The organism is Bradyrhizobium sp. SPXBL-02, from assembly GCF_051853065.1.
In the GTDB taxonomy this organism is placed as follows: Bacteria; Pseudomonadota; Alphaproteobacteria; order Rhizobiales; family Xanthobacteraceae; genus Bradyrhizobium.
On record NZ_CP182474.1, the window covers coordinates 8,153,299 to 8,165,204 of the forward strand.

Here is an 11,906-nt window from a genome sequence, read left to right on the forward strand (position 1 = left end):
TGTGGCGAGAATCGCGCAAGACGCGCTGATGTCCCTTCACCCTCCACTGTCATTCCCCGCGAAGGCGGGGAATCCAGTACGCCGCGGCCTATCGATTCAATTACCAAGGCCTCTGGAATACTGGATCGCCCGCCTGCGCGGGCGATGACACCTCCCAAGGTGCCATCAGCGAACCCTAATCCTCGACCCCGTACCGGTGCAGATCGTTGCCGTAGGTGTCGAGCCACTTCTTGGCGCGCTCCATCGACGGGCAGACCTTGCCGCAGACGCGCCAGAACCGCGCCGAATGATTCATCTCGACGAGATGGGCGACCTCGTGCGCGGCGAGGTAGTCGAGCACGAAGGGCGGGGCGAGGATCAGGCGCCAGGAGAACGACAGCGAGCCCGCCGAGGTGCAGGAGCCCCAGCGGCTGGACTGATCGCGGATCGAGAGGCGCTTGACCCTGACGCCGAGCTCGGCAGCGTAGGCTTCCGCCGAGCGCTGCAGGTCGCGGCGCGCCTCGCGCTTGAGGAAGTCGCTGACGCGGCGATCGACATGCTCGAGGCCGCCGGCGACGCAGAGAATGCGCTCACCGCTGTCGCGCATCTCGGTCCACACCGTGCCGCGCTGACCGGCGCGATGAACGATGCGATGCGCCGTGCCGCGCAGCGGTATCACCGTGCCCGGCTGGAACGGCGCGGCCTTCGGCAAGCGGCCGAGACGCGCGGCAATCCACGCACCGTGACGCTGTGCGAAGTCTTTTGCTTCGGTAAGCGTGCCGCGCGGCGGCATGGTGAGGATGGCTTCGCGGTCGCTCGGATGAATTCTGAGCGTGTAGCGGCGCGCGCGGCGGTGCCGACGCAGCCGAATCGCAAAAAATTGCGATCCGTGGGTGATGACGAGGGTCTTTGGTTCGTGGGGCCGACGATAGAGGAGTGCGCGAGTGGCCATGTCTGTCAGTCCGGGGGGCAGGAGAGCGCCCGGATTCTGCCATAACCGCCGCCAGGGAAAGCGCTCGGCGCAAAAACAAATCATTTGCCCAATATACAGCGGTCCGGCGTCCGGGAGACCCTACAGACTGGGGTTGGAACCGGCTTTTTTCGCCCCCGCTGGACGCATGCGACACCCCCAAGGGGTGAGGGTAGACTCACTCCTATAAAGCTACCTAAATACCGCGAATCTGGCGGGAACTTGCCCCTGCCGAAGGCCTTGGCAGGGGCCGAAATTTCGACGGGAAAGCCGAAATTCAGGTTATTCAGCCGCGAGGGCCTGCAACGAAGCAGGATTCGCAGCCGAAACCATGAAGTCGTGAATCCGCGGCACGATCTCCGACTTGAATCGCGATCCGTTGAACACGCCGTAGTGTCCGACGCCCTTCTGGACGTAATGAACGCGGCGATGATCGGGAATCGCGCTGCACAATGTGTGCGTCGCTTCGGTCTGACCGAGACCGGAGATGTCGTCGTTCTCGCCTTCGACCGTCATCAGAGCGACGCGCTTGACCTTGGAAGGATCGACGCGGGTTCCGCGATGGGTCATCTCGCCCTTGGGCAGCGAGTGCTTCACGAACACGGTGTCGACGGTCTGCAGGTAATACTCGGCCGGCAGATCCATCACCGCGAGATATTCGTCGTAGAAGTCGCGATGCTTGTCGACGAGGTCGCCGTCGCCCTTCACCAGATGGGCAAACAGCTGCTTGTGGGCATCCATGTGCCGGTCGAGATTCATGCTGATGAAGCCGTTGAGCTGCAAGAATCCCGGATAGACGTCGCGCATCATGCCCGGATGCGGGAACGGCACCTTGGTGATGACGTGGTTGCGGAACCAGTCGATACCGCGCTCCTGGGCGAGGTTGTTCACCGCGGTCGGATTGCGGCGGGTGTCGATCGGGCCGCCCATCAGCGTCATCGAGGTCGGCACGAACGGATCGCGCCGCGCTTCCATGATCGAGACCGCCGCGACGACGGGCACGGAGGGCTGGCACACTGCCATCACATGCGTGTTGCCGCCGAGCACATGCAGCATCTCGATGACATAGTCGATGTAATCGTCGAGATCGAAGCGGCCATCGCTCAAGGGCACCATGCGGGCATCGGCCCAGTCGGTGATGTAGACCTCATGCGCCGGCAGGAAGGCCTCGACCGTGCCGCGCAGCAGCGTCGCATAATGGCCGGACATCGGGGCCACGATCAGCACGCGCGGCTGCGGGCTGCGCAGCGGACGGGCGAACTTGCGATCGAAGTAGAGCAGCTTGCAGAACGGCTTTTCCCAGACCGAGCGGATCTCGACGGGGACGCGGATGCCGTTGACCTCGGTGTCGTTGAGGCCCCATTCCGGCTTGCCGTAGCGGCGCGTGGTGCGCTCGAACAATTCGCAGGCCGCGGCGACCGACTTGCCGACCTCGGTACGCGACCAGGGATTGAGGGGATTCTGAAACAGCAGCTTGGTCGCGTCGGTGACCGCACGAGCCGGATTGAGAGAGGCGTGCGCCATCTCGTACATCCAGTACATCGGCGTCGTCAGGACTGGACTGCCTTCTGCCGCCAGGGGCGGCGCGCCGCCGAACTCACCAATGGGCATCGTTAATATCCTCTTCGCATCGCAGCATACTGCCGAATGCGTAATATTGCGTCAATCCATGGTTCCGTACATCTACGTGCCCGAAATGCCCAAACCAGCCTGAATCCACGGGAAAGTGACGTTATTCACCGCCGGACAGCAGCGAGCCGTGCCGCTTTGCGCTGCGCAAAAGGGCAAGGAATGCCCCAAAAGATGCAACCAAAAGGACGGCGTTGATCACCAACGCCTCCAGCATCAGATCGGTCCTAAAGGTCTGCTCGATCAGCAGCGCGCGCATTCCCTCGAAGGCATAGGTCGGCGGCAATGCCCAGGCGACGTATTGCAGCCAGACCGGCAACACGCTGACCGGATAGTAGACGCAGGCGAGCGGCAGGATCGCGAACATCAACGTCCAGACGATGCTCTCGGCGCCGAGGCCGTTTCGCAGCACGAGGCCCGAGACGAAGATGCCGACCGACCAGCTCGTGAAGATCAGATTGCAGAAGAACGCGATCAGCGGCAGGCCAAGGGCATAGACGTTGAAGTGAAACAGGAACAGCGCAAGCAGCGTCATCGGAATGATCCCGATCGCAAGCCGGATCAGGCTCATGACCATCAGCGACAGCAGAAACTCGATCGGCCTCAAGGGGCTCATCATGAGATTGCCGATGTTGCGCGCCCACATCTCCTCCAGGAAGGAGATGGAGAAGCCGAGCTGGCCGCGGAACAGGATGTCCCAGAGGATGACGGCGCCGATCAGCGTGCCGCCGGCGCGCGCGAAGAAGTTGGCGTTCTCGGCGATGTAATATTGGAGAAAGCCCCAGGTGATGACCTGCAGCGCCGGCCAATAGAGCAGCTCGAGCAGCCGCGGCCAGGACGACAGCAGCAGATACCAATAGCGCAGGATCATCGCGCCGATGCGATGGACGGAGATGCCGCGGGCGAGGGACGCCGTCATTGCGAGGAGCCCTTGCGACGAAGCAATCCAGACTGCCGACGCGGAACGATCCTGGATTGCTTCGCTGCGCTCGCAATGACGAAAGGAGCGCCCGTGCCCGTGCTATCCCTCATCGCACCGCCTCCTTCGCGCCGTTTGCCCGGCCGCGGGCGACGTCCAGAAACACCTCCTCCAGCGTGGTGCGGTTGTAGCGGGCCATGATCGCCTCGGGCGTATCGTCGTCTTCGATGCGGCCGCGCTTCATGATGATGACGCGGTCGCAGAGCCGCTCGACCTCGAGCATGTTGTGCGAGGCGAGGAGAATGGTGGCGTTGTTGTCCCGGCGGTACTGCTCCAGATGCGCCCGCACCCAGTCGGCGGTATCGGGGTCGAGCGAGGCGGTCGGCTCGTCCAGGAGCAGCAGCTCGGGCTGGTTGATCAGCGCCTTCGCCAGCGCAACGCGGGTCTTCTGCCCGGCGGAGAGCTTGCCGTTGGCGCGGTCGATGAAATCGCCGAGGTCGAGATCGGCGGCAAGCCTGGTAATGCGCTCAGTGAGGTTCTTCACGGCATAGAGCTTGCCGAACACGGTGAGGTTCTGCCGCACCGTGAGCCGCATCGGCATGTCGACATAGGGGCTCTCGAAATTCATCCGTCCCAGCACGGACGCGCTCTCGTCGGGCATCTCATGACCGAGCACCTGCACGCGGCCGGAGGTCGGCAACACCAGGCCCATGATCATCGCGATGGTCGTGGTCTTGCCGGCGCCATTGCCGCCGAGAAGCCCCGTGATGCTGCCGCGCGGCAGCGAAAAGGAGATGTCGTCGACGGCGCGGGTCTGCTTGTAGACCTTGACGAGGTGCTCGACCGCAATTGCCGCGGACGAATTTCGATCCGCGACAGTCGGCCGACTTGAAGCCTTGCCATTCTCGGTCATGCTGGCCGTTCTTCTGCTATTGCATCGGCGAGCGCAAGGCTTGATGTAAGGGCTCCTCAGCGGGCGGTTCCGCAAGCCCAGCGTTCGTGACCTTGGAAGGCGCCGCCCATTGGCCGATATGACCGAAATTGCCGATTCCGACTTCCGCCACGCGCAGCGGCATATCCGGCTGGACACGATCCTGCGGCTGCGCTGGCTCGCGGTGCTGGGACAGCTCGCGGCGATCTTCATCGTGGCCCAGGGGCTGGAGTTCAACGTCGAGATCATCCCCTGCGTCAGCATCATCGCTCTCTCGGCGGCGCTCAACCTCGCGCTCCAGACCGCGGCCAATCCGATGCAGCGGCTGGAGCCGCTGCAGGCGGCCGGCCTTCTCGCGCTGAACATCGTCGAGCTGGCGGGCCTGTTGTTCTTCACCGGCGGACTGCAGAACCCGTTCTCGTTCCTGTTCCTCGCGCCCGTGCTGATCTCGGCCACGGCGCTGCCGGCCCGCTTCACCTTCGGCCTCGGCCTGCTCGCCGTGGCCTGCGCGTCGGTGCTGTTCTTCTATCATTTTCCGCTGCCGTGGGATTCCGACGATCCCCTGGTGCTGCCGCCGATCTATCTCGTCGGCGTCTGGCTCTCGATCGCGCTCGCGATCGGCGTCACCAGCCTCTACTCGTTCCAGGTGACCGAGGAGGCGCGCAAGCTCGCGGACGCGCTGGCCGCGACCGAGCTGGTGCTGACGCGCGAGCAGCACCTGACCCAGCTCGACGGCCTTGCTGCCGCGGCCGCGCACGAGCTCGGCACGCCGCTCGCGACGATCTTCCTGATCTCGCGCGAGCTGGAAAAGACGGTGAAGGACGCAAGCATCGCCGCCGACCTGAAGACCTTGCGCGAGCAGACCCAGCGCTGCCGCGACATCCTCAGCAAGATCACCCAGCTCTCCTCCACCGGCGCGCCGTTCGACCACATGAAGCTGTCGGAGCTGATCGAGGAGGTGGTGGCGCCGCACCGCGATTTCGGCGTCGAGATCAAGGTGCGGATCGCGGTGGCCGCGGCGGCCGAGCCGGTCGGCTCACGCAATCCCGCGATCCTCTACGGCATCGGCAACATCGTCGAGAACGCGGTCGATTTCGCCCGCACCACGGTCGAGGTGAATGCCTGGTGGAACAATGACCATATCGAGCTCTTGATCTCCGACGACGGACCCGGCATTCCGCCCGATATCCTCAACCGGATCGGCGAGCCCTATCTGTCGCGGCGGCGCCCCCAGGACGACGGCGGCGGCGAACGGCGCGGCCTCGGCCTCGGCGTGTTCATCGCGCGCACCTTGCTGGAACGCACCGGCGCCAAGGTCTCGTTTACCAACCGGATCTTTCCGGACCATGGTGCGGTGGTGCAGATCACATGGCCGAGACAGCGTTTTGAGGCTATCGAGACGCTCGAAGAAACAATAGGATAGCCGCGACCTTGCGTCGCACAACGGGCCGGGTCGACCATTTGCCGCCTTGGCACCGCGCGATTGCGACGCCATATGTCAATGTGCTGGAGAGAGGACACAACCTTGAACGCCATTGCCGAACTGAACGAACAGACCGACCGCTCGCTTCTCATCGTGGAAGACGACAAGCCGTTTCTGGAGCGACTGTCGCGCGCCATGGAAACTCGGGGCTTTGCCGTCACGTCATGCGACACGGTATCGGATGGACTGGCGCAGATCGGCAAATCGGCGCCGGCCTTCGCCGTGGTGGATCTGCGGCTCGGCGACGGCAACGGCCTCGACGTGGTCTCGGCGCTGAAGAAGAAGCGCCCGGATGCACGCGCCATCGTGCTGACCGGCTACGGCAACATCGCCACCGCGGTGACCGCGGTGAAGATGGGCGCGATCGATTATCTCTCCAAGCCCGCGGATGCCGACGACGTCGTCGCCGCGCTGCTGTCGACCAACACCGAGAAATCCGAGCTGCCGGCCAACCCGATGTCGGCCGACCGCGTCCGCTGGGAGCACATCCAGCGCATCTACGAAATGTGTAACCGCAACGTCTCGGAAACGGCGCGCCGGCTCAACATGCACCGGCGTACGCTGCAGCGGATCCTGGCCAAGCGCGCGCCAAGGTAAAGGTGTCGTAGGGTGGGCAAAGGCGCGAAGCGCCGTGCCCGCCATGTCTCTCCTATCATGATCGACTAGTTTGGTGGGCACGCTACGCTTTGCCCACCCTACGGCACCTTATTTTGCGGCGCCTGCTATTCCCAAAAATCCGCGTGGCCCTGCGGATCGACCAGGCGGTTGATCCGCAGGGCCGCCGCCATTGCGAACCGTACCGTCATCTGCTTGCGCGTGGCGGCGGCGAGCTTGTGCTCGGGCGCCTCGCAATGCAGGTGCGCGCCGTAGGCGTCGGCGATGATCAGGCCGGTGTCTTCAGGAAAAATCTCGCACGGCAGATCCTGCGTGAAGGCGAAGAACAGCCGGTCGCAATGAGCGCGGTATTCGTGCCATTTCTGGTCGGCGCGCAAATCCTCGACCGACGACTTGATCTCGACGATCCAGATCTCACCGCGCTCGTTCAGCGCGACGAGATCGGCGCGCCGGCCGGACGGCAGCGGCAATTCGCTGATGCAGGAGAAGCCGAGCGAGCGCAGCAGACGCGCGGTGCCGCGCGCGATGGCCAGCGCCGTCTCCGACTGGCGGCGATCCGGCGGCGGCACGAGGGTGATGCGGGCGGTGTTGTCCATGGCGGGGAGGATAGCCGATTCCATTTCGCCCGTCATTCCGGGGCGCGCGCAGCGCGAGCTATGATGCGCAATTGCGCATCTGAGAATCCATAGCCACGGGGCGACGTGTGGGGCAAAGCGGGCAACTTCGAGTCTTCGCAAAATTGCTGCCTGTGGTTATGGGTCCCGGGCTCGCGCTGCGCGCGCCCCGGGACGACGGCGAGTGTGACGTGAGAGCGCGGAACCGCGCTCGGCCTTAACACTTATCACGCAGCCGCCCACCCGGGCGGAACCACCCAGGCTCCGCGCATGATCGACGATCTCTGGTACAAGAACGGCGTGATCTATTGCCTGTCCGTCGGCTCCTATATGGACGCCAACGGCGACGGCGTCGGCGATTTCAAGGGGCTGTTGCGGCGGCTGGATTATCTGCACGGGCTCGGCATCACCACGATCTGGCTGATGCCGTTCCAGACCTCGCCCGGGCGCGACGACGGCTACGACGTCGCCGACTATTACAGCGTCGATCCTCGCTACGGCACGCTCGGCGATTTCGTCGAGTTCACCCATGGCTGCAAGCAGCGCGGCATCCGCGTCATCATCGACCTCGTCGTCAACCACACCTCGGACCAGCACCGCTGGTTCAAGGAAGCGCGGCGCGATAAGGCTTCGCCCTATCGCGACTGGTACGTCTGGTCGGACAAGAAGCCTCCCGGTGCCAACAAGGGCATGGTGTTTCCCGGCGTGCAGAAATCGACCTGGACGCGCGACAAGGAATCGGGCGCGTATTACTTCCATCGCTTCTACGATTTCCAGCCGGATCTCAACACCTCGAACCCGCATGTGCAGGCCGAGATCCTGAAGATCATGGGCTTCTGGATCCAGCTCGGCGTCTCCGGCTTCCGCATGGACGCCGTGCCCTTCATCATCGCCACCAAAGGCGCGAAGGTGAAAAAGCCGGTCGAACAATACGACATGCTGCGCGCCTTCCGCGAATTCCTGCAATGGCGGCAGGGCGACGCCATCATTCTCGCCGAAGCCAACGTGCTGCCGAAGACGGACATGAAGTATTTCGGGCGCGACGGCGATCGCATGCACATGATGTTCAACTTCCACGTCAACCAGCACCTGTTCTATGCGCTGGCATCCGCCGATACGCGCCCCCTGGCGAAGGCGCTGAAAGCAACAAAACCGCGGCCGGCGACGGCGCAATGGGGCCTGTTCCTGCGCAATCACGACGAGCTCGATCTGGGGCGGCTGACCAAGGTGCAGCGGGACACCGTTTTCAAATCCTTCGGACCCGACAAGGACATGCAGCTCTACGACCGCGGCATCCGCCGGCGGCTCGCGCCGATGCTGGGCGGCGACCGCAGGCGGCTCGAGCTCGCCTACAGCCTGATGTGCACGCTGCCGGGGACGCCCGTGATCCGCTACGGCGACGAGATCGCGATGGGCGACGATCTCTCATTGCCCGAGCGCAATTGCGCGCGCACGCCGATGCAATGGTCGACCGAGCCGCATGGCGGCTTCACCAAGAGCGACAAGCCTGCATGTCCCGTCATCGACGAGGGCCCTTACGGCTTTCCGCACGTCAATGTCGCCAAGCAGCGGCGCGATCCGAACTCCATGCTGAACTGGACCGAGCGCATCATCCGCATGCGGAAGGAAGTGCCTGAGGTCGGCTGGGGCGATTTCACCGTCATTCCCGTGCGCGATCCCGCGGTGTTCATCATGCGCTACGATTGGCGCAACAATTCGGTGCTGTTCGTGCACAATCTCGACGAGAAGCCGCGCGAGGTCGCGTTCTCGACAGGGCTGTCAGGCGAGACCGGCGCGCACCTGATCAATCTGCTCGCGGAGGACCACAGCCACGCCGACAAGCGCGGCCAGCATCGCATCGTGCTGGAGCCATACGGCTACCGCTGGTATCGCGTCGGCGGGCTGGACTATCTGTTGAAGCGGAGCGATATCGACGACGACGCCGTGGGCGGGAAGAAGCATCCGGGGTGAGGTCGAGACGCCGTCGCTAGCTCCGCTGTTTCAACGATCGTCATTGCGAGCGCAGCGAAGCAATCCAGAATCTTTCAACGGAAAGACTCTGGATTGCTTCGTCGCAAGGGCTCCTCGCAATGACGGGGAGATAGCGGTGGCCACCTTCTCCGCCGTTCTCCCAGCGAAAGCGACGCCTACGGCGACGCCACCACCACGCCCTCATTGCCGCGCAGGTTCAGCACGCCTTCGATCTCCTCACCTTCGCGATCCAGGAACGTCGACAGCAGGATGCTGCTGCCGAAACGGATCGCGCTGGTGGTCACCGCGACCGGATCGGGGCCGAGATTGAGCGCCACGATCACGGCCTTGCCGGCGGCCTCCCGGCGGTAGATCAGGAGATCGCCTTGCGCGGCGATCGGATGATAATCGCCTGCGACCAGCGGGGGACAGCTCTTCCGCAAGCCGATCAGGCGCTTGTAGAGGCTGAGGATGGAGCGCGCATCGGATTCGAGATTGGCGACATTCTCGCGGATGTGGTCCTCCGGCAGCGGCAGCCACGGCCTTGCTTGTGAAAAGCCGGCGAAGTTCGTGGAATCCCATTGCATCGGCGTGCGGCAGCCGTCGCGGCCGACACCGATGCCGGGCACGTTCTTCTCGAAGGGGTCGCGCACATCCTCCGGCGCGATCGCGAGCTGGTGCATGCCGATCTCGTCGCCGTAGTAAAGCGTCGGCGTGCCGCGCAGCGTCAGCAGCAGCATGGCGGCAACGCGGGCCTGCTCTGGCCCGACGCGGCTCGCGACGCGCGGGCGATCGTGGTTGCCGAGCACCCAGTTCGGCCAGGCACCGCGCGGCAGCGCCTTCTCGTAATCCTCGATGATCTTTTCGATCGAGCGGGCGCTCCAGAAGGTCGAGAGCAGCGCGAAATTGAACGGCATCTGCGCGCCGGTGAGGTCGTTGCCGTAATAGGCCATGAGCCGGTGCAGCGGCAGATAAATCTCGCCGATCAGGACGCGCGCGCCATAGGAATCGGTGACACGCCGCATCTCGGCGATGACATCGTGCACCTCCGATTGGTCGGTGGAATATTGCGTCAGGATCCTCTCGTTCGGCGGGCGGCCCTCGACATAATGCGGGTTGGGCGGGTTGTCGCGGAATTCGGCGTCCTTGATCAGGTGCCAGATCACGTCGACGCGAAAGCCGTCGACACCCCGGTCCAGCCAGAACCGCATCACGTCGTAGATCGCGGCGCGGACGTCCGGATTGCGCCAGTTGAGATCCGGCTGCTGGGCGAGGAAGGCGTGGTAGTAATATTGGCCGGTGGCCTCGTCGAACGCCCAGGCGCTGCCGCCGAACTCGGACAGCCAATTGTTCGGCACGCCGCCGCCTTCTGCCGGATCGCGCCAGATGTACCAATCGCGCTTGGGATTGTCGCGCGAGGACCGGCTCTCGACGAACCAGGGGTGCTGGTCGGAGGTGTGGTTCGGCACGAGGTCGAGGATCAGCTTCAGGCCATTGTCATGGGCGGCCGCGAGCAACGCGTCGAAATCCGCCATCGTGCCGAACAGCGGCTCGATGCCGACATAGTCCGAGATGTCGTAGCCGAAATCCGCCATCGGCGAGGGAAAGATCGGCGACAGCCAGATCGCGTCGACGCCGAGCGATTTGACATAAGGCAGCCGCTGCAGGATGCCGGCGAGATCGCCGACGCCGTCGCCGTTCGAGTCCTGAAACGAGCGCGGATAGATCTGATAGAAGATGCCGTCGCGCCACCAATTCTCGTTGTCGTGAGCCATGCCGAAGACCACCCAAATCCGCCGCCTTGCGCGGGAGAACGCGACAGCAACGCCCCGGTTCAAATTGGCAGGCCAATTGGGACGGCCGTGTGACGGTTGTTCCCCGGCGCGGGCACGAATCTTTTGCTTGGCGGCCCGGCAAAAATCGGCATTGTGAGGCCATGACCGAGCAAAACGACACCCAAGAATCCCGGCAAGCCAAGGCGGGCGCGATCATCGTTCCCGTGACGCTATTCGAGCAGAACTGCACCATCATCTGGGACGAGCCTTCCAAGAAGGCCGTGGTGATCGATCCCGGCGGCGACGTGCCGAAGATTCTGGATGCGATCAAGCAAACCGGCGTCACCGTGGAGAAGATCTGGCTGACCCATGGCCATATCGATCACGTCGGCGGCGCGGCCGAGCTGCGCGATGCGCTGAAGGTGCCGATCGAGGGTCCGCATGTCGCGGACAAGTTCCTGCTCGACAACGTCGTGGCGAGCGGCGCGCGCTTCGGCATGACCGGAGGACGCGATTTCACGCCCGACCGCTGGCTCGACGAGGGCGAGCGCGTGTCGATCGGCGACCTGCACTTCGACATCCTGCATTGCCCCGGCCACTCGCCGGGCAGCGTGGTGTTCTTCAACAAGGATCTGCGCTTTGCCCATGTCGGCGACGTGCTGTTCGCCGGCTCGGTGGGGCGCACCGACCTGCCCGGCGGCAGTCACGCCACGCTGATCGACTCGATCAAGACGAAATTGCTGCCGCTCGGCGACGACGTCGGCTTCATCTGCGGCCACGGCGCGGGCTCGAGCATCGGCCAGGAGCGGATGACCAATCCGTTCATCACCGGCGAGATGTGAGGCGCTACAAACTCCGCTGTCATCCCGGACAAGCGCAAGCGCAGATCCGGGATCCATAACCACAGGGAGATGTGGTTACGGGACTCGGAGTTACCTCTTCGTGCCCAACTTTGTCCTGTGGCTATGGGCCCCGGATCTGCGCGCGCTTGAGGCGCGCTTGTCCGGGACGACGGCTGAA

General features: G+C 64.0%; 10 protein-coding genes. 4 read left to right on the top strand and 6 right to left on the bottom strand.

The window, feature by feature from the left end; genetic code table 11:
* Positions 1-175: 175 nt before the first annotated feature.
* The 4 genes from ACNJYD_RS37840 to ACNJYD_RS37855 form a co-directional block, all read right to left on the bottom strand.
* Positions 176-1,015, bottom strand: coding sequence for a M48 family metallopeptidase (locus ACNJYD_RS37840; RefSeq protein WP_212255788.1), 840 nt, complete (start codon positions 1,013-1,015; stop codon positions 176-178).
* Positions 1,016-1,231: 216 nt separating this feature from the next.
* The gene (locus ACNJYD_RS37845) at positions 1,232-2,560 is read right to left on the bottom strand and encodes a polyhydroxyalkanoate depolymerase (RefSeq protein ID WP_172787916.1); all 1,329 of its coding nucleotides are present in this window, start codon (positions 2,558-2,560) and stop codon (positions 1,232-1,234) included.
* A 121-nt stretch (positions 2,561-2,681) separates the two neighbouring features.
* Positions 2,682-3,497: an ABC transporter permease gene (locus tag ACNJYD_RS37850; RefSeq protein ID WP_439364950.1), complete on the bottom strand. Its 816-nt coding sequence runs from the start codon at positions 3,495-3,497 to the stop codon at positions 2,682-2,684.
* Between the two features lie 109 nt (positions 3,498-3,606).
* Complete coding sequence (locus ACNJYD_RS37855) at positions 3,607-4,410, bottom strand: ABC transporter ATP-binding protein (RefSeq protein WP_172787918.1); 804 nt, start codon at positions 4,408-4,410, stop codon at positions 3,607-3,609.
* 118 nt (positions 4,411-4,528) lie between these two features.
* On the opposite strand from ACNJYD_RS37855, the gene ACNJYD_RS37860 reads away from it, so the two are divergent.
* Together ACNJYD_RS37860 and ACNJYD_RS37865 are read left to right on the top strand one after the other, a co-directional pair.
* Positions 4,529-5,851 (top strand): ActS/PrrB/RegB family redox-sensitive histidine kinase, encoded by a 1,323-nt coding sequence (locus ACNJYD_RS37860; RefSeq protein WP_271505199.1) that lies wholly within the window; start codon positions 4,529-4,531, stop codon positions 5,849-5,851.
* 102 nt (positions 5,852-5,953) lie between these two features.
* Complete coding sequence (locus tag ACNJYD_RS37865) at positions 5,954-6,508, top strand: ActR/PrrA/RegA family redox response regulator transcription factor (protein ID WP_271505019.1); 555 nt, start codon at positions 5,954-5,956, stop codon at positions 6,506-6,508.
* Positions 6,509-6,633: 125 nt separating this feature from the next.
* Here ACNJYD_RS37865 and ACNJYD_RS37870 read toward each other — a convergent pair whose 3' ends face one another.
* Positions 6,634-7,122: an MmcB family DNA repair protein gene (locus tag ACNJYD_RS37870; protein ID WP_172788010.1), complete on the bottom strand. Its 489-nt coding sequence runs from the start codon at positions 7,120-7,122 to the stop codon at positions 6,634-6,636.
* A 288-nt stretch (positions 7,123-7,410) separates the two neighbouring features.
* On the opposite strand from ACNJYD_RS37870, the gene ACNJYD_RS37875 reads away from it, so the two are divergent.
* The gene (locus ACNJYD_RS37875) at positions 7,411-9,111 is read left to right on the top strand and encodes an alpha-amylase family protein (protein ID WP_439364951.1); all 1,701 of its coding nucleotides are present in this window, start codon (positions 7,411-7,413) and stop codon (positions 9,109-9,111) included.
* A 176-nt stretch (positions 9,112-9,287) separates the two neighbouring features.
* Here the strand turns inward: ACNJYD_RS37875 and ACNJYD_RS37880 are convergent, their stop codons facing one another.
* Positions 9,288-10,886: an alpha-amylase family glycosyl hydrolase gene (locus ACNJYD_RS37880; RefSeq protein WP_439364952.1), complete on the bottom strand. Its 1,599-nt coding sequence runs from the start codon at positions 10,884-10,886 to the stop codon at positions 9,288-9,290.
* A 161-nt stretch (positions 10,887-11,047) separates the two neighbouring features.
* On the opposite strand from ACNJYD_RS37880, the gene ACNJYD_RS37885 reads away from it, so the two are divergent.
* A complete protein-coding gene (locus ACNJYD_RS37885; RefSeq protein ID WP_172787922.1) occupies positions 11,048-11,728 on the top strand; it encodes an MBL fold metallo-hydrolase in 681 nt (226 codons plus the stop codon).
* Positions 11,729-11,906 lie beyond the last annotated feature (178 nt).

What these genes read in the sequence shown, in the direction of transcription:
- ACNJYD_RS37840 (WP_212255788.1), bottom strand. Translation starts at nt 1,015, where the DNA reads ATGATTTGTTTTTGCGCCGAGCGCTTTCCCTGGCGGCGGTTATGGCAG.
- ACNJYD_RS37845 (WP_172787916.1), bottom strand. Translation starts at nt 2,560, where the DNA reads ATGCCCATTGGTGAGTTCGGCGGCGCGCCGCCCCTGGCGGCAGAAGGC.
- ACNJYD_RS37850 (WP_439364950.1), bottom strand. Translation starts at nt 3,497, where the DNA reads ATGACGGCGTCCCTCGCCCGCGGCATCTCCGTCCATCGCATCGGCGCG.
- ACNJYD_RS37855 (WP_172787918.1), bottom strand. Translation starts at nt 4,410, where the DNA reads ATGACCGAGAATGGCAAGGCTTCAAGTCGGCCGACTGTCGCGGATCGA.
- ACNJYD_RS37860 (WP_271505199.1), top strand. Translation starts at nt 4,529, where the DNA reads ATGACCGAAATTGCCGATTCCGACTTCCGCCACGCGCAGCGGCATATC.
- ACNJYD_RS37870 (WP_172788010.1), bottom strand. Translation starts at nt 7,122, where the DNA reads ATGGACAACACCGCCCGCATCACCCTCGTGCCGCCGCCGGATCGCCGC.
- ACNJYD_RS37875 (WP_439364951.1), top strand. Translation starts at nt 7,411, where the DNA reads ATGATCGACGATCTCTGGTACAAGAACGGCGTGATCTATTGCCTGTCC.
- ACNJYD_RS37880 (WP_439364952.1), bottom strand. Translation starts at nt 10,886, where the DNA reads ATGGCTCACGACAACGAGAATTGGTGGCGCGACGGCATCTTCTATCAG.
- ACNJYD_RS37885 (WP_172787922.1), top strand. Translation starts at nt 11,048, where the DNA reads ATGACCGAGCAAAACGACACCCAAGAATCCCGGCAAGCCAAGGCGGGC.